The organism is Methylobacterium endophyticum (genome assembly GCF_050591105.1).
In the GTDB taxonomy this organism is placed as follows: domain Bacteria; phylum Pseudomonadota; class Alphaproteobacteria; order Rhizobiales; family Beijerinckiaceae; genus Methylobacterium.
On record NZ_JBNHES010000014.1, the window covers coordinates 36691 to 52343 of the forward strand.

Here is a 15653-nt window from a genome sequence, read left to right on the forward strand (position 1 = left end):
TCGCCCTCAGCGCGTCGCGGCGTCGGCGGCACGCGCGGCCGCCGGCACGGCGCGGATGCGGTCGCCGTCGCGCAGGAAGCTGCCCGAGCGGGCGACCACCGCCTCCCCGGCCGCGACGCCGGCGCGGATCTCGGCGACGCCCTCGGCGGAGAGGCCGGTCACGACCTTGCGCGCCTCGACCCGGCCGTCCTTGGCGACGAGCACGCTGGCGCCGCCATCGCCCGCGAAGAGCAGCGAGGAGACGGGCACCGCCACGCCCGTGCGCCGGGCGACCTCGACGGTTCCGCGCGCGAAGGCACCGATGCGCAGGGACGCGTCCTCCTTCAGCGAGATGCGGACCTTGCCGAGCCGGGTCATGCGGTCGACCTCCGGGTAGATCCGGCGGACGCGGCCCTCGAGCTTGCGCCCGTTCTCGAGGTCGAGCCGGGCCGGATCGCCGACGCTGAGGCGCGGCATCGCGGTCTCGGGCACGTCGCCCTCGAGCTCGATCTCGCCGCGCGCGATCAGCCGGAACAGCGGCTCGCCGATGGCGGTCGCGGTGGCGCCGACACGGGCGGTGCGGCGGCTGACGATGCCGGCCTCCGGCGCGCGGATCTCGGAGCGGGCGCGGCGCAGCGCGATCTCGGCGCCTTGCGCCTTGGCCGTGGCGAGGTCGGCTTCCGCGCCCTGCAACCCGCCCCGCGCGGCGGCGAGCTTGCCCTCCGCTCCTTGGGCCGTGGAGACGCGCTGCTCCAGAACGGCGGCGGTGGCATTGCCGGTCTTCACGAGGGCCTGCGTGCGTTCCAGCGAGAGCTTCGCCTCGACCTGGGCGGCCTCGGCCTGCACGATCTGGCTCCGCGCCTGGACGATGGCGGCTTCCGCGCGGGCGATGGCCGCGGCGTTCGAGGCTTCCTGGGTCTCGATCATCTCGCGCGAGAGGCGGGCCAGCACCTGCCCCTTGGCGACCCGGTCGCCCTCCTCCACCAGAAGCTCGGTGATGCGGTAGCCCTCGATCTCGGGCGAGACCATGATCTCGTCGCGCGGCACCAGCGTGCCCGTGACCACCGCCCGCTCCACGATCTCGCGCGATTCGGCCAGGACCACGCTCACCACGGGAGCGAGGGTCGCGGCATCGGGAACCGCCGCCGTCTCGACGGCGGAAGCCGGGCCGATCGCCGCAAGGCCGAGAACGCCGGCGAGAGCGAGGCTCCGGCAGGCATGCGGCAGGAGCGGGAAGGCTCGGATCACGGCGGGCATCCTTCGGCGCTGCCGAAACGGGGGAGCCGGCCTCTTCGACGCGCAGCCCGGCGATTTCATGGCACCCGTCCTCCGGGCAGGATGCTACACCCCGGCGGCCTCGCGGTCCCGAGCCAAATCGTCCGGCCGTCTACGGAGCCCCGCCGACGAGCCCGTCAGTGATCGTGATGACCCGCCGCCATGCGGTCCGTCAGCGCCATCAGCAGGCCGGAGATCACGAAGATCATGTGGATGCCCACCAACCAGCCGAGCTCGCGGTCGCTCGCCGACTTCACCTCCATGAATGCCTTGAGGAGCTGGATCGCCGAGATCGCGACGATGGACGACATCAGCTTCAGCTTGAGGCCGGTGAAGTCGATCGTCCCCATCCACTCGGGCCAGTCCTTGTGGTCCGCGTGATCGAATTTCGAGACGAAGTTCTCGTAGCCCGAGAACATGACGATAATCAGCAGCGAGGCGGTGAAGGACAGATCCACCAGCGTCAGCACGCCGAGGATCGTCTGCGACTCGTTCGATTCGAGCGCGTGCAGGATGAAATGGGCGAGCTCCTGAAAGAGCTTCACAAGCAGCACGATCAGCCCGATGCCGAGCGCCGCGTAGAACGGCGCCAGCAGCCACCGGCTCGCGAAGAGAACCCGTTCGAAGGCCCGTTCCAGCATGTTCGACATCATCCCCGCCGCAAGACGCGGCGGGGTGTGGCACGCTCCAAGCGGAGCGGCAAGCCGCGCCTACGCGGCCACGCCCGTACCGATGGGGCAGCTCACGCCGGTGCCGCCGAGGCCGCAGTATCCGGCCGGGTTCTTGGCGAGATACTGCTGGTGATAGTCCTCGGCGAAGTAGAATTCCCGGAGCGGCACGATCTCGGTGGTGATGTCCTCGTAGCCCCGAGCCTTCAGGGCCTCGCCATAGGCATCCCGCACCGCCTCGGCGGTCGCCCGCTGCGACGGGTCGGTCAGGTAGATGCCAGAGCGGTACTGCGTGCCGACGTCGTTGCCCTGACGCATCCCCTGCGTCGGGTCGTGGCTCTCGAAGAAGGTCTTCAGCACGGATGCGAGCGGCAGCACGGCCGGATCGAAGACCACCAGCACGACCTCGTTATGACCGGTCTGCCCCGAGCAGACCTCCTCGTAGGTCGGGTTCGGCGTGAAGCCGCCGGCATAGCCCACCGCCGTCACGTAGACGCCCTCGGGCAATTGCCAGAACTTGCGCTCCGCCCCCCAGAAGCAGCCGAACCCGAGCACGATCGTCTCCAGACCCTGCGAATAGGGTCCCTTGAGCGGGTTGCCGTTGACGAAGTGGCGCTCGGCGGTGGGCAGCGGCACCGGCCGGCCCGGCAGGGCCTCGGCGGCGGCGGGCATCACGGGGCGCTTGCGGAAGAGGAACATCGGCGGCCTCTCGGATAGAACCGGGTCTGCGCCCGATATGGTGATGCGGCGCCCCCGAATGAAGCCTCCTCAGGGGCGCGTCAGGAAGCCGATGGGCTCGCGCGCCGGCTGGCCGAGCCAGAGCAGGAAGGCGCCGAGCCCGAGCCCGAGCACCGAGGCCGGCGCCAGGGTCAGCGGCATCACCAGAACCTGCCAGAGCCAGGGCGCCACGGACTCGACGGTGGATTGCAGAGCCCCGGCCTTGTCCTTGAACAGCGTGAACAGCAGCTCGCTCAGCGGCGTCACCCGCAGGCCGTTATTCGCGACGGAGCGGGCGCCGTCATAGACGAGCGCGACGAACCCGCCCGCGAGCAGCAGCGTCCCGACGAGGCGAAACAGGAAACGGACCATCGTGACGGGCTCGGAACGAGGCACCCGCGGTGCGTCACGCCCGGAGTACGGGCGGCCGGCGGGCTTCGCAAGCGGAGCACGACGCATGTTGCGTCGCAGCGGCAAGCCGTGCCAGAGCAGCCCCGCACAGGGGATGGCGAGGAGCGACGGCGTGAGCGGCACGGACGGCGCGCATTCCACCGCGACGGCCACGCGGCCGGCGCTCGTGATCTTCGATTGCGACGGCGTGCTCATCGACAGCGAGCCGATCAGCCTCGCCCGCCTTACCGCCGGCCTGAACCGCATCGGCGTCGACATCGACGTGGAGACCGTGCGGGCGCGCTTCGCCGGCACCTCGATGACCTCGATCATGGCCGCCATCGAGGCGCAGACCGGCATCGTCGCCCCCGAGGGGTTCGTCGCCGAGGTGAAGGCCGACACGCTGGCCGCCTTCGACCGCGACCTCGAGGCGATGACGGGTATCGCCGAGGCGGTGCGGGCGCTCCCAGTCGCCACCTGCGTGGCGTCGAGCAGCGATCCCGTGCGGCTGCGGCATTCCCTCACGCTCACCGGGTTGCTGCCGCTGTTCGAGGGCCGCGTCTTCTCGTCGAGCGAGGTGGCGCGTGGAAAACCGTTTCCCGATCTCTTCCTCCACGCGGCGGCGATCATGGGCGTCGCGCCCGGCGCCTGCGTCGTGATCGAGGACAGCGTGCCCGGCGTCACCGCCGCCCGCGCGGCGGGGATGCGGGTGCTCGGCTTCAGCGGCGGTGGCCACTGGGCGCATGACCGCTCCGGCGCCGATCTGCTCGAGGCAGGGGCCGAGCGGGTGCTGACCGCCCATGCCGACCTGCCGGCCGCGCTCGGCATGGCCATCGGAGGATGAGCCTCCGATAAGCTGAGCCGGAACGGGTTTTCTCCCATGCCTCCGGCCGCATTCGAAAGATGTTTCCCGTTGACGGAGAAGCACTTCGCCGCCATCTTGAACGGGTCGGCGGGATGTTTTCGCGCCCTCCGCCCGCGGTGATTTGAAGTGTGTAGCTTGCGCCGCGTCACCAAACGCTAAAGCGCCGCGAAGCGTTCGTGCCTCGTGGTCCTTCGCCGAAAGGAGGACTTGCCGTGACCGCCATCGACCTGACGCTCATCTCTTCGAACGCCCGCCGCTCCTCGCGCGGGTTGTGCCGTTGCTGTCGACGCTGACGCCCAGGCCCTCGCCTTCCAGCTTCCTCGACACCTGCTCAAGGCCGCCCGAGCGCGGCCCCTCGGAGAATTTCCATGCCCCGTCTCGACATCTTCGCACCGGCCTTCGCCGGAGGCTCCCTCACGTCCGAAACCGACCTCTTCAGCGATCATCTGGAGGCGCGCGCCCAGAACCGCCTCGTGAAAGATCGCCCGCACGCCGGGCCGCCGCCGGCGCGCATCATCGAGATCGGCGAGATCGCGGCGGGCATCGCCGTGCCGGAGCATGGCGGCGTGCGCTTCTTCTCCTCGACCCGCGAGGTCGACATCCTCGACGGGACGATGTTCCGCAGCGTCGAGCAGGCGGCGAAGGCCGCGCGCGCCCGGTTCCAGAACCATGCCCGGACGGACCGGCGGCGCGACGTGCCGGCGCAGCGCCTGCTCGAAGCGGTCTGACGCGCGGGCCTCGTCTACTTGTACGCCTCGTCTACTTGCACTCCTCGCGGGTGCGCTTCATCGCCTCCGCGAACCCGGCCAGCGCGTATTCGTCGCTGGTCGGGTTTCCGCGCATCGAGGTGGTGGTGATCGAGAGCTTCGGGTTGCGCGCGGCGGCGCTCATCTCGGCCACCACCTTCGCCTCCTCCGCCGGGTTCTGGAGCCAGGCGTTGCCGTCCTTGATCACCAGCGGATAGCGGCTGTTGCCGAAGCTGAGCGTCGGGTCGGTGGGCTTGTAGGGCGAGCCGGGCTTCGCCTGCGCCGCCGAGGGCTTCGAGGGGAAGCCGAGCATCACGGCCACCTCGTTCTGCACGTTCTCGGCCTTGCGGACGGTCACGAACAGATAGGCGCCGTCGCGCTTCAGGGTCTTGGGGCTGCGGGTCTGCGGCTGCGCGATGGCGTAGCAGAGCCGGGTCCTGCCCTGGCCGCTGGCGAAGACGTTCCAGTCTCCGAAGATCGCCAGGGGCGTCGCCTGCTGCATGCCGGGGGGCGTCGCGGGCGTCTTCGAAGCGCGCTCGGCATGCCTGCGGCCGCGCCGGGACTTGGCGGCGGGCGCCGCCTCCGGCTCGGCCTCCTGCGCGACGGCACGGCCCGGCCACAAGCCGGCACCGGCCATCGTCACGGGCCCGGCGGAAGCGAGGACGGACAGGGCGACGAGCGCGGCGGGGCCGCGACGGGTGATGCGATGCATCGGCACATCCTGAAGGCGCCGGGCGACGAATAGTCCCGACTCCGGCATCCTCGGCGAACGGCCGGGCCGGGCGCGCCCTGTGTGAAGCGTGAGCGCCCCTTCCGCAAGGCTCGGGGCTGGCGCGGCCGGAAAACCCGGCGCCGGGATCAGCCGGCGTGGGACTCGATCTGGCCGGCCTGGACCGCCATCGCCATGGCCGCGATGGGCAGCGGCGGCGTGTCGTCGACGACGACCGCGACGGCATCCGGCAGGGCGACGGGTGCCGGCTGCGGGCGCTTGCGCGGCGGCGGCGGGTTGTAGGGCGTGTTGTAGGCCTTGCGGATGGTGGACCAGAAGACGGCTTGCGTGAGCGCGCCGCGGTTCGCCAGAACCGCGTCGATCATCTCCGAGGCCGCGGCGGCCATGGCCGGCGCATCGTCCGGCGCGATCCAACTTTCGACGGGCATCCCAGTGCTCTCCGATGTGCTGGAACGGAGCTTTAGCCAAGCTCACCTAGCTGGACCATGAACGCACGATGCGGGCCAAAGTTTCTCCGCAGGATTTCAGGGCTTGTCCCCAGCGAGCGCGGCGAGCCAGCGCTCGGCTTGCGCCGTGACGTTGCCGGGTGCGGTGCCGCCGTAGCTGGTGCGGCTCGCCACCGAGTTCCCGACGCCGAGCACCGCGTAGACCGCGTCGGTGATGCGCGGCTCCGCCTGCTGCATTTCGGCCAGCGACAGCTCCTCCAGCCCCACGCCCTTGGCCGAGGCGACCCCTACCAGACGGCCGGTGACGTGATGCGCCTCGCGGAAGGGCAACCCGAGTTCGCGCACCAGCCAGTCGGCGAGATCGGTGGCGGTGGCGTAGCCGGAGCCGGCCGCGCGCGCGAGCACCTCGGGCACGGGTTCGAGGTCGCGCACCATGCCCGTCATGGCGGCGAGGCACAGCGAGAGCGCCTGGAGCGCGTCGAAGGTGCCCTCCTTGTCCTCCTGCATGTCCTTCGAATAGGCGAGCGGCAGGCCCTTCATCACGATGAGAAGCCCGGTGAGCGCGCCGATGACGCGGCCCGCCTTGGCGCGCACGAGCTCCGCCGCGTCGGGGTTGCGCTTCTGCGGCATGATCGAGGAGCCGGTGGTGTAGCCGTCCGACAGCCGCACGAAGCCGAACTGCGCCGAGGTCCAGACCACCAGCTCCTCGGCGAAGCGCGAGAGATGCACGGCGCAGATCGAGGCGGCCGACAGGGATTCGAGCGCGAAATCGCGGTCCGCGACGGAATCGAGGGAGTTGGCGGTGGGCCGGTCGAAGCCGAGCGCCGCCGCCGTGGCATGCCGATCGATGGGAAACGAGGTGCCGGCGAGCGCGGCGGCGCCGAGCGGGCACTCGTTCAGGCGGGCGCGGGCATCGCGGAACCGGCCCCGGTCGCGCCCGAGCATCTCGACATAGGCCATCAGGTGATGGCCGAAGGTGACGGGCTGGGCCGATTGCAGATGGGTGAAGCCCGGCATCACCGTGCCGGCGTGCAGGAGCGCCTTCTCGGCCATCGCCTTCTGGAGGTCGGCGACCTGGGCGTCGAGGCTGTCGAGGGTGTCGCGCACCCACAGCTTCATGTCGGTGGCGACCTGATCGTTGCGCGAGCGCGCGGTGTGGAGACGTCCCGCCCCCGGCCCGACGATCTCGGTCAGCCGGCTCTCGACGTTCATGTGGATGTCTTCGAGATCGCGCCGGAAGGCGAAGGTGCCGGATTCGATCTCCCGTTCCACCGCCTTCAGCCCGGCCGTGATCGCCTCCACGTCGGCGGGAGGCAGGATGCCGGCCTTGCCGAGCATCGCCACATGCGCCAGTGAGCCGCGGATGTCCTGGGGCGCGAGCCGCTTGTCGAAGCCGATGGAGGCGTTGATCTCCTCCATGATCTCGGCCGGTCCGCTGGCGAAGCGGCCACCCCACATCCGGTTGCTCATGTCGTCACGAACCCTTCCGCCGCATCCATTCCGGGAACCGCAGCCATGATGCCGTCCCGCAGGATCGTCCTGGCCGCCGGGGCCTGCGTCGTCGCGGCCATCGGCACCGGCCTCGCCCTATACGGGACACGGCCGACCGGCGGCAACGCCCCGCAGGCCGCCGCCCCCTGCGCCGGCTCGGCGGAGGCCGCGCGCCGGGTCGACGCCGCCGCGCGCGGCGAGGTCGCCGCGATGCAGGCGCTGGCCGAGCCGAGGCCCGCCCCCGCCCTCTCCTTCAAGGACCGCGAGGGCGCCGAGATCGCGCTCGCCGACCTGAAGGGCAAGCTGCTGCTGGTGAACCTGTGGGCGACGTGGTGCGCGCCCTGCAAGGCCGAGATGCCGGCCCTCGACAGGCTCCAGGGCGCCCTCGGCGGCGGCGACTTCGCCGTCGTCGCGATCAATGTCGACACCCGCAATCTGGATAAGCCGCCGAGATGGCTGGCCGAGGCGGGCATCGCGCGGCTTGCCTTCTACGCGGACCCCGGCGGGCGCGTGCTGCCCATCGTCCAGCGCGACACCGGCTCGCCGGGCCTGCCGACGACGATGCTGGTCGACGCCAAGGGCTGCACCCTCGGCGTGATGAAGGGCCCGGCCGAATGGTCGGGCGAGGACGCCAAGCGCCTGATCCGCGCCGCGCTCGGAGCCGGCTCCTGACCGCTTCCTTCCAGGCATGATCGATCCGGCGGCCCGCGTCCGGGCTTGAACTCCCCGGCAAAGCCGGGCAACCGGGCGGTCATGAAGCGTCCGCTCTCCGCCATCCGCACCGCCCTCGTCAGCGAGGCGGGGGGCGGACTCGTGCTGATGGCGGCGGCGGCGCTGGCGCTGATCGTGGCGAACTCGCCGCTCGGGGGCGCCTATGCCCACGCGCTCCACCTGTCTCTCGGCCCGCTGAGCCTGCTGCACTGGATCAACGACGGCCTGATGGCGGCGTTCTTCCTGCTGGTCGGCCTGGAGATCAGGCGCGAGGCCCTCGACGGGCGCCTGCGCACCTGGCCCGACCGCATCCTGCCGGGATTGGCGGCCTTCGGCGGCATGGCGGTGCCGGCGCTGGTCTATGTCGCGCTCAACCGGGGGGGCGACACGCTGCGCGGCTGGGCGATTCCGGCCGCGACCGACATCGCCTTCGCCCTCGGCGTGCTGGCGCTGCTCGGCCGGCGGGTACCGGTGTCGCTCAAGATCTTTCTGAGCGCGGTCGCCATCGTCGACGATCTCGGCGCGGTCGTCATCATCGCGCTGTTCTACACGAGCGGGCTCGATCCGCTGATGCTCGGGCTCGCCGCCGCCGTGCTCGCCGCCCTCGTGGCGATGAACCGCCTCGGAGTGACGCGGCTCGCCCCCTACCTGATCCTCGGGGTGATTCTGTGGGTGCTGGTGCTGCGCTCCGGCATTCACGCCACCGTCGCCGGGGTGCTGCTGGCGCTCACCGTCCCGATCCGCCCGAGCCCCGGCGCGCCCGACGATGCCGCCTCCCCGCTCCATATCCTCGAGCACGGGCTGACGCCCTGGGTGACGTATCTGATCGTGCCGGTCTTCGGCTTCGCCAATGCCGGCGTCGATCTGAGGGGGCTCTCGCCGAGCGCGCTGCGCGATCCGGTGACGCTCGGGGTCGCGGCCGGCCTGTTCCTCGGCAAGCAGATCGGCATCTTCGCCTGCCTGCGGCTCGCGGTCGCGGCCGGCATCGCCGCGCGGCCGGCGGGCGCCTCCTGGGGGCAGGTCTACGGCGTGGCCCTGCTCTGCGGGATCGGCTTCACCATGAGCCTGTTCATCGGCGGGCTGGCCTTCGCGCCGGGCCTGCACGAGACCGAGACCAAGCTCGGGGTGCTGGCGGGCTCGCTGCTCTCGGGACTCGCCGGCGCCGTCGTCCTGCTCGCCGCGAAGGGACGGAGCCCGGCGCGCCCGCCGGTGTGAAGGCGGACCGCCGAACGAAAAGAGCCGTCCCCAGGGGACGGCTCCGATACTCTCCGGGTGCCTGCGAAAAACCTACTCGCAGACCTCGACGCGCTTGAAGGTGAACTCCTGATCGTCGAGCCAGACCTTGCGGCGCTCGTAGTGGCAGACCGGCTCGCGGGGACGGCGCACGATCACCTCGGGCTGCTCCTCCACATAGACGGGGCGCGCACGGTAGACCGGCGGCGGCGGGGCCGGCTGCGCGCCGTTGATGATGGCGCCCGCCGCGACGCCGCCGAGCACGCCGCCCGCCAGGCCCCCGATCAGGGCGGCATTGGCGCCGTCGCGGGCGAGCGCGCCCTGGCTGCCCGCTGCCAGCAGCAGCGAGAGGGTGAGGGCAGCCCGCAGGCCGCGGACGGGCAGTCCGAATGAGCTGATCGCGCGCACGCCAAAAATCTCCCGATTGATCGGGACGACTAAACCGCAGGGTGCTTAACAAACCGCCAACGGGACCAGATCAAGACGCGACGCTCAGGAGGGGCGGCGCTTCTCCATCATCGCCTTGACCTGCATGAGCTGGTCCCAGACCTGTCCGGGGGAGGTGCCGAGGAAGTCGAGGGTGGTGGTGACGGCCAGATAGATGCCGAACACGATCAACGGCACCAGCACCCAGGCCAGGATCTCCTCGCCGCGCTTACGCCGCCTGCGCCGGCGGCGACGCTCCTCGCGCCGGCTCGGCTTCTGCGGCGGGGCGATCAGCGGGCCGTTCTGATGTTGGGCGACGGGCGTGAGGGGGCCCTCATGCAGTTCGCTCATCACGATGCCCCTCCCTCAAGCCCGCGGGCGGCGCGCCGCCGCGGGGACCGTGCCGCCGCGCCCTCCCCGCCGCGCGAGCCGAGAGGACGATGTGGCGCACGGTCTAACCGCCGGAGAGCCCTGGCGAAAGCGCCCCCGGTCGATTGCATCGCGGGCGTGGCGCCGACGACGCAGCCGCCCTGCCCCCGCGTCAGGCCCGGACCAGCGGCACCTTCGGCACCGTGCGCACCCCGCCGGAGCCGCCCGAGGGACCGCCGCCCGGCCCGTTGCCCTCCGAGCCGCCGCCCTTGTCCTTCGGCGTCTTCTTGCGGGAGGCCGTGCGGGGCTTGGCGCGCTTGCGCTTGCGCTCGGCGTTCTCGACATCCTTCTCGGGCTTCGGCGTGACGGGGCCGGCGGGGAACTCGAAGGCCAGCGTGTCCTTCTTGCCGGCCTTGGCCTCGGCATCCTCGGGCTTGCGGACGACCACCTTGACCGCGCCGCCGTCCTTGAGACGGCCGAACAGCACCTCGTCGGCAAGCGGCGTCTTGATGGTCGACTGGATGAGCCGGGCCATGGGGCGGGCACCCATGGCGTCGTCGTAGCCATGGGCGACGAGCCAGTCGCGCGCCTCGTCGGAGAGCTCGATGGTGACGTTGCGGTCGGCGAGCTGCGCCTCGAGCTGGAGCACGAACTTGTCGACCACCTTGGCGACGACCTCCTTCGGCAGGTGGCCGAAGGAGATGATCGCGTCGAGGCGGTTGCGGAATTCCGGCGCGAACAGCCGGTTGATCGCCTCGACGTCGTCGCCCGAGCGCTTGGCCTGCGTGAACCCGTAGGCCGAGCGCGCCATGTCGGAAGCGCCGGCATTCGAGGTCATGATGATGATCACGTTGCGGAAATCCACCGACTTGCCGTTGTGGTCGGTGAGCTTGCCGTGGTCCATCACCTGCAACAGGATGTTGAACAGGTCCGGGTGGGCCTTCTCGATCTCGTCGAGCAACAGCACGCAATGCGGATGCTGGTCGATGCCGTCGGTCAGCAGGCCGCCCTGGTCGAACCCGACATAGCCGGGAGGCGCGCCGATGAGGCGGCTCACGGTATGGCGCTCCATGTATTCCGACATGTCGAAGCGCAGCATCTCGACGCCGAGCGAGGCGGCGAGCTGCTTGGCGGCCTCGGTCTTGCCGACGCCGGTGGGACCCGCGAACAGGTAGGAGCCGATGGGCTTGTCGGGATCGCGAAGCCCGGCGCGGGCGAGCTTGATCGCCGAGGTGAGGGCCTCGATGGCGCCGTTCTGGCCGTAGACCACCCGCTCGAGGTTCTCGGTGAGGTTCTTGAGGACGACGGCGTCGTCCTTCGAGACGGTCTTCGGGGGGATGCGCGCCATCGTCGCGATGGTGGCCTCGATCTCCTTCACCCCGATGGTGCGCTTGCGCTTGTTCTCAGGCAGCAGCATCTGCGAGGCGCCGGTCTCGTCGATGACGTCGATGGCCTTGTCGGGCAGCTTGCGGTCGTTGATGTAGCGCGCCGACAGCTCCACCGCCGCCTTCACGGCATCGGTGGTGTACTTGAGCTTGTGGAACTCCTCGAAATAGGGGCGCAGGCCCTTCACGATCTCGATGGCGTCCGGCACCGACGGCTCGTTGACGTCGATCTTCTGGAAGCGGCGCACCAGGGCGCGGTCCTTCTCGAAGTACTGGCGGTACTCCTTGTAGGTGGTCGAGCCGATGCAGCGCAGCGTGCCCGACGCGAGCGCGGGCTTCAGCAGGTTCGAGGCGTCCATCGCACCGCCCGAGGTCGCCCCCGCGCCGATCACGGTGTGGATCTCGTCGATGAACATGATCGCGTTCGGGTGGGCCTCGATCTCCTTCATCACCTGCTTGAGGCGCTCCTCGAAATCGCCCCGGTAGCGGGTGCCGGCGAGCAGCGTGCCCATGTCGAGGGAGAAGACGGTGGCGTCCTCCAGCACCTCGGGCACCTCGTGCTGGATGATCTTGCGCGCCAGGCCCTCGGCGATGGCGGTCTTGCCGACGCCGGGATCGCCCACGAGCAGCGGATTGTTCTTCTGGCGGCGGCAGAGCACCTGGATCGTGCGCTCCACCTCGGCGTGACGGCCGATCAGCGGGTCGATCTTGCCGTCGCGGGCCTTCTTGTTGAGGTTGACGCAATAGGCATCGAGGGCGTCGCCCTTTTTCTTGGGCCGGTTCTCGCCCTCCTCGCCGCTCGGCCGCTCGGAGGCGCTCTCCTCCTCGGCGCCGCGCACGGGCTTCGACTCGGATGCGCCGGGCCGCTTGGCGATGCCGTGGCTGATGTAGTTGACCGCGTCGTAGCGGGTCATGTCCTGCTCTTGCAGGAAATAGGCGGCGTGGCTCTCGCGCTCGGCGAAGATCGCCACCAGCACGTTGGCGCCCGTCACCTCCTCGCGGCCCGAGGACTGGACGTGGATGACCGCGCGCTGGATCACGCGCTGGAAGCCCGCCGTGGGCTTGGCGTCCTGGCGCCCGTCTCCGGCGAGATTCGAGAGTTCCGTGTCGACGTATTCGACGAGGCTGCGCTTCAGCGCGTCGATCTCGACGTTGCAGGCCCGCATGACGGCCGCGGCGTCCTGATCGTCCACGAGGGCGAGCAGCAGGTGCTCGAGCGTCGCGTATTCATGCCGGCGCTCGCCGGCGAGCGCGAGGGCTCGGTGAAGGGCTTGTTCCAGGCTGCGGGAGAAGCTGGGCAATGCGAAGAGCCTTTGCTTGAGGGCCTGTTCGGAGCGGGCGGCCTACTTTTTTTCCATGACGCACTGGAGAGGATGTTGATGTTTGCGGGCAAAGTCCATGACCTGCGTCACCTTGGTCTCCGCCACCTCGTAGGTGAAGACCCCGCACTCGCCGACGCCGTTCTGATGGACGTGCATCATGATCTGGTAGGCGTCGTCGTGGGACTTGTTGAAGAACCGCTCGACCACATGCACCACGAACTCCATGGGCGTGTAGTCGTCGTTGAGCAGCAGCACCCGGTAGAGGCTCGGCCGCTTGGTGCGCGGCTTGGTGCGGGTGATGATCGCCGTGTTGGCGCGGTCGTCGCCGTTGGGCACGCGCGGGTTCCCCGCCGCCGTCACCGGGACCGGGCCTCGCGGCATCCTGCGTTCGGCGGAGTGACGCGAAACCTCACCGAGGCCCGCCCCGCTCCGCATCGGAACCTGTGACATCTTAATCGAACCGACCCCGTTTCGCGGCGGCGCACGTTCGGCGTAATCGTGAGCCGTGTCCGCATCGTGGCAATCTATAGGGCGCCCCGCCGCTTCGCCAGTCGGCTGCGCGCAAACGCCCATGCCCTGCCACCCATGCCCGGCGCCGCGACGGTGTCACGCCGCCCTGGCGGATGCCATCTGGAAGGGCTTGGCCATCTCGGCGGCAAGCCCGGTGAAGAGGTCCTGGAACGTGGCCGCCTGCGCGACGAACCGCTCGTAGGAGCCCTTCGCGTATTCCGCCTGGATCTCCAGGACCTTGGGGAGGCTGTCGGCCTTGGCGAGCGTCTTGGCGGCGGCCGTCGACTGCTCGACGGACTGCCGCACGAAATAGACCCATTCGATGCCGATGGCCTGGCTCACGCGGGCGGCCGAGCCGGCGCTCTTCAGCATCGCCTGCATACCGGCCCCTGCGGCCTTCATCGGGTCGGCGGTCGTCGCGATGGGACGGGTCATGGCTGCTCTCCGTTCGGAGCCGGGCTGGAACGCCTGCGGCGGGGCCCGCGAGGCCCTCACGCATCGTCCATGCAAGATGTGTGCAGCGCAGCATCGCCTGTCCAGGGGGCGCCGGCCCCGACATGCCTCGAAAGCGCCGCGATCCGTTAACCCCCACGTAACCGCGCCGACCTACGGTATTTGACAGACGTGGCGGGGCCACGACGCCCTTCATGCGTCGCTCCGCCGGGATGGTGCGATGCGGTCCGGCGAAGGTCGGAATGGCGGGCGGGGGCGGTCTGTGGTGATGCGTAGCGTATCGAGCTGCTCCGACGCCGCTCCGGGCTCCAAGGCCGCGTCCCGCGTTCTTCCCGCCGCGCTGGCGGCCGCCGCGATCCTCGCCGCGATCACCTCCCCCGCCGACGCCCGGCGCGGCCGGCACCACGGCCACGGCCATGCCCGTTCGAGCGGCGGCTACAACCCGCCCTACGCCGCCATGGTGGTCGACGTGAAGTCGGGCCGCACCCTGCACGCGGTCAACGAGGATGCGCTACGCCACCCGGCCTCGATCACCAAGGTGATGACCCTCTACATGCTCTTCGAGCAGATGGAGCGGGGCAAGCTCGCCCTCGATTCGGAGCTCACGATCTCGGCGCACGCCGCCGCGCAGGCGCCCTCGAAGCTCGGCCTTCGCCCCGGCTCGACCATCGAGGTCGAGGACGCGATCAAGGCCATCGTCACCAAGTCCGCCAACGACGTGGCCTGCGCCATCGGCGAGAACATCGCCGGCTCGGAGGAGCGCTTCGCGGAGATGATGACCGCCAAGGCCCGCGCGCTCGGCATGAGCCGCACGCATTACGCCAACGCCTCGGGCCTGCCGGATGCCGAGCAGATCACCACGGCGCGCGACCTCACCATCCTGGCCCGCGCCATCCAGGACCGCTTCCCGCGCTACTACCGCTACTTCCAGACCCGCTCCTTCGCCTTCCGCGGCCGGGTCATCGGCAACCACAACCACCTGCTCGGCAATGTCGAGGGCGTGGACGGCATCAAGACCGGCTACACGCGCGATTCCGGCTTCAACCTGATGACGGCGGCGAAATCCGAGGACCGCCAGATCGTCGCCATCGTGCTCGGCGGCAAGTCGGGCGCCAGCCGCGACCGGATCATGGCCGATCTCGTGCGCTCCAGCCTGCCGCGCGCCTATGCCGGCGCCCGCCAGACGGCGCCTGCGACGGAGATCGCCGAGCGCACCCGCCCGGCCGTCGTCGCAGACGGGCTCTCGCGCACCCGCACCCAGGTCGCCTCGGCCGAGGACGACGAGGTCGAGACCACGAACTCGACCGATGCAGGCCAGCCGCTCCAGATCATGCCCGCCCGCGCCGCGACGACGACGCCGGGCAGCGCCGGCCAGCGCGGCAACGCCTCGCTTCCGAAGACCGCTCAGGCCTACGCGCCCTCCCCGGCGCAGGCGCCCTTCCCGACCTCCGCCTCCGGCAAGACCGAGGCGCGGCTCGCCTCCGTCGACAGCCAGCCCGCCCGCGCGGAGGCCCCCAAGCCGCTCGCCGCCAGCGGTCCGCGCGTGGTGCCGACCCCCTGGGTGATCCAGCTCGGCGCCATGGACGACGAGGGCAAGGCCAAGTCGATGCTGGCGGAAGCCCGCTCGCAGGCCGGCGGAACGCTGGCCAAGGCCGCCCCCTACACCGTGAAGGTCGAGCATGGCGGCGCCACGCTGTTCCGGGCGCGGTTCTCCGGCTTCACCGAGCAGGATTCCGCCCAGGACGCCTGCAAGGTCCTGAAAGGACGCGGCTTCAACTGCTTCGCCACGCGGAGTTGACGCCCTCCGCCGGTCCGGCGTCGGCCTCGTTCAGGCCGTCCCCGCCCCGGCGATCCGACAAGCACGAACCACGACGAAGGCCGGGTGCTCCTCCGTGACGCGGAGGGCATCGAGAGCGCCCGCTTTCGCCGTCACCAGC

Annotated in this window: 17 protein-coding genes; 5 read left to right on the forward strand and 12 right to left on the reverse strand. The window is 70.5% G+C overall.

What is annotated here, in order from left to right:
* Positions 1–6: 6 nt before the first annotated feature.
* The 4 genes from ACP56T_RS15560 to ACP56T_RS15575 all read right to left on the reverse strand — a co-directional run bounded on the left by ACP56T_RS15560 (position 7) and on the right by ACP56T_RS15575 (position 3011).
* Positions 7–1236, reverse strand: a complete 1230-nt coding sequence (locus ACP56T_RS15560) for an efflux RND transporter periplasmic adaptor subunit (RefSeq protein WP_430913046.1) — start codon at positions 1234–1236, stop codon at positions 7–9.
* A gap of 155 nt (positions 1237–1391) precedes the next feature.
* Entirely contained in the window at positions 1392–1895 is a 504-nt protein-coding gene (locus ACP56T_RS15565) for a TIGR00645 family protein (protein WP_430913047.1), read from the reverse strand.
* A 69-nt stretch (positions 1896–1964) separates the two neighbouring features.
* Positions 1965–2621: a peptide-methionine (S)-S-oxide reductase MsrA gene (msrA, locus tag ACP56T_RS15570; protein WP_430913048.1), complete on the reverse strand. Its 657-nt coding sequence runs from the start codon at positions 2619–2621 to the stop codon at positions 1965–1967.
* Between the two features lie 69 nt (positions 2622–2690).
* The gene (locus ACP56T_RS15575) at positions 2691–3011 is read right to left on the reverse strand and encodes a PetM family of cytochrome b6f complex subunit 7 (protein WP_430913049.1); all 321 of its coding nucleotides are present in this window, start codon (positions 3009–3011) and stop codon (positions 2691–2693) included.
* A 151-nt stretch (positions 3012–3162) separates the two neighbouring features.
* Here ACP56T_RS15575 and ACP56T_RS15580 point away from each other — a divergent pair, with 151 nt between their 5' ends.
* Together ACP56T_RS15580 and ACP56T_RS15585 are read left to right on the forward strand one after the other, a co-directional pair.
* Positions 3163–3873 carry an HAD family hydrolase gene (locus tag ACP56T_RS15580; RefSeq protein ID WP_430913050.1) on the forward strand — a complete coding sequence of 237 codons (711 nt, stop codon included), beginning with the start codon at positions 3163–3165 and terminating at the stop codon, positions 3871–3873.
* 389 nt (positions 3874–4262) lie between these two features.
* On the forward strand, positions 4263–4622 hold the full coding sequence (locus ACP56T_RS15585; protein ID WP_430913051.1) for a hypothetical protein: 360 nt from the start codon (positions 4263–4265) through the stop codon (positions 4620–4622).
* A 31-nt stretch (positions 4623–4653) separates the two neighbouring features.
* Here ACP56T_RS15585 and ACP56T_RS15590 read toward each other — a convergent pair whose 3' ends face one another.
* The 3 genes from ACP56T_RS15590 to argH form a co-directional block, all read right to left on the reverse strand.
* A complete protein-coding gene (locus ACP56T_RS15590) occupies positions 4654–5352 on the reverse strand; it encodes an invasion associated locus B family protein (protein ID WP_430913052.1) in 699 nt (232 codons plus the stop codon).
* Positions 5353–5498: 146 nt separating this feature from the next.
* Positions 5499–5798: a hypothetical protein gene (locus tag ACP56T_RS15595; RefSeq protein ID WP_430913053.1), complete on the reverse strand. Its 300-nt coding sequence runs from the start codon at positions 5796–5798 to the stop codon at positions 5499–5501.
* Positions 5799–5894: 96 nt separating this feature from the next.
* Positions 5895–7286, reverse strand: coding sequence for an argininosuccinate lyase (argH, locus tag ACP56T_RS15600; protein ID WP_430913054.1), 1392 nt, complete (start codon positions 7284–7286; stop codon positions 5895–5897).
* A 48-nt stretch (positions 7287–7334) separates the two neighbouring features.
* Here argH and tlpA point away from each other — a divergent pair, with 48 nt between their 5' ends.
* Together tlpA and nhaA are read left to right on the forward strand one after the other, a co-directional pair.
* Positions 7335–7979: a thiol:disulfide interchange protein TlpA gene (gene tlpA, locus ACP56T_RS15605; RefSeq protein ID WP_430913152.1), complete on the forward strand. Its 645-nt coding sequence runs from the start codon at positions 7335–7337 to the stop codon at positions 7977–7979.
* A gap of 81 nt (positions 7980–8060) precedes the next feature.
* Positions 8061–9233 (forward strand): Na+/H+ antiporter NhaA, encoded by a 1173-nt coding sequence (gene nhaA / locus ACP56T_RS15610; protein WP_430913055.1) that lies wholly within the window; start codon positions 8061–8063, stop codon positions 9231–9233.
* 72 nt (positions 9234–9305) lie between these two features.
* Here the strand turns inward: nhaA and ACP56T_RS15615 are convergent, their stop codons facing one another.
* The 5 genes from ACP56T_RS15615 to ACP56T_RS15635 form a co-directional block, all read right to left on the reverse strand.
* Positions 9306–9659 carry a hypothetical protein gene (locus ACP56T_RS15615; protein WP_430913056.1) on the reverse strand — a complete coding sequence of 118 codons (354 nt, stop codon included), beginning with the start codon at positions 9657–9659 and terminating at the stop codon, positions 9306–9308.
* An 84-nt stretch (positions 9660–9743) separates the two neighbouring features.
* A complete protein-coding gene (locus ACP56T_RS15620) occupies positions 9744–10031 on the reverse strand; it encodes a hypothetical protein (protein WP_430913057.1) in 288 nt (95 codons plus the stop codon).
* Positions 10032–10218: 187 nt separating this feature from the next.
* Positions 10219–12732, reverse strand: a complete 2514-nt coding sequence (clpA, locus tag ACP56T_RS15625) for an ATP-dependent Clp protease ATP-binding subunit ClpA (RefSeq protein WP_430913058.1) — start codon at positions 12730–12732, stop codon at positions 10219–10221.
* A gap of 42 nt (positions 12733–12774) precedes the next feature.
* Positions 12775–13134, reverse strand: a complete 360-nt coding sequence (gene clpS / locus ACP56T_RS15630; protein ID WP_430913059.1) for an ATP-dependent Clp protease adapter ClpS — start codon at positions 13132–13134, stop codon at positions 12775–12777.
* Between the two features lie 225 nt (positions 13135–13359).
* Positions 13360–13698 (reverse strand): phasin family protein, encoded by a 339-nt coding sequence (locus ACP56T_RS15635; RefSeq protein ID WP_430913060.1) that lies wholly within the window; start codon positions 13696–13698, stop codon positions 13360–13362.
* Between the two features lie 286 nt (positions 13699–13984).
* On the opposite strand from ACP56T_RS15635, the gene ACP56T_RS15640 reads away from it, so the two are divergent.
* A complete protein-coding gene (locus ACP56T_RS15640; protein WP_430913061.1) occupies positions 13985–15514 on the forward strand; it encodes a serine hydrolase in 1530 nt (509 codons plus the stop codon).
* Positions 15515–15653: the final 139 nt, after the last annotated feature.

Coding starts and splice junctions, on each gene's coding strand:
- ACP56T_RS15560 (WP_430913046.1), bottom strand. CDS start 1,236: ATGCCCGCCGTGATCCGAGCCTTCCCGCTCCTGCCGCATGCCTGCCGG.
- ACP56T_RS15565 (WP_430913047.1), bottom strand. CDS start 1,895: ATGCTGGAACGGGCCTTCGAACGGGTTCTCTTCGCGAGCCGGTGGCTG.
- msrA (WP_430913048.1), bottom strand. CDS start 2,621: ATGTTCCTCTTCCGCAAGCGCCCCGTGATGCCCGCCGCCGCCGAGGCC.
- ACP56T_RS15575 (WP_430913049.1), bottom strand. CDS start 3,011: ATGGTCCGTTTCCTGTTTCGCCTCGTCGGGACGCTGCTGCTCGCGGGC.
- ACP56T_RS15585 (WP_430913051.1), top strand. CDS start 4,263: ATGCCCCGTCTCGACATCTTCGCACCGGCCTTCGCCGGAGGCTCCCTC.
- ACP56T_RS15590 (WP_430913052.1), bottom strand. CDS start 5,352: ATGCATCGCATCACCCGTCGCGGCCCCGCCGCGCTCGTCGCCCTGTCC.
- ACP56T_RS15595 (WP_430913053.1), bottom strand. CDS start 5,798: ATGCCCGTCGAAAGTTGGATCGCGCCGGACGATGCGCCGGCCATGGCC.
- argH (WP_430913054.1), bottom strand. CDS start 7,286: ATGAGCAACCGGATGTGGGGTGGCCGCTTCGCCAGCGGACCGGCCGAG.
- tlpA (WP_430913152.1), top strand. CDS start 7,335: ATGCCGTCCCGCAGGATCGTCCTGGCCGCCGGGGCCTGCGTCGTCGCG.
- nhaA (WP_430913055.1), top strand. CDS start 8,061: ATGAAGCGTCCGCTCTCCGCCATCCGCACCGCCCTCGTCAGCGAGGCG.
- clpS (WP_430913059.1), bottom strand. CDS start 13,134: ATGCCGCGAGGCCCGGTCCCGGTGACGGCGGCGGGGAACCCGCGCGTG.
- ACP56T_RS15635 (WP_430913060.1), bottom strand. CDS start 13,698: ATGACCCGTCCCATCGCGACGACCGCCGACCCGATGAAGGCCGCAGGG.
- ACP56T_RS15640 (WP_430913061.1), top strand. CDS start 13,985: ATGCGTAGCGTATCGAGCTGCTCCGACGCCGCTCCGGGCTCCAAGGCC.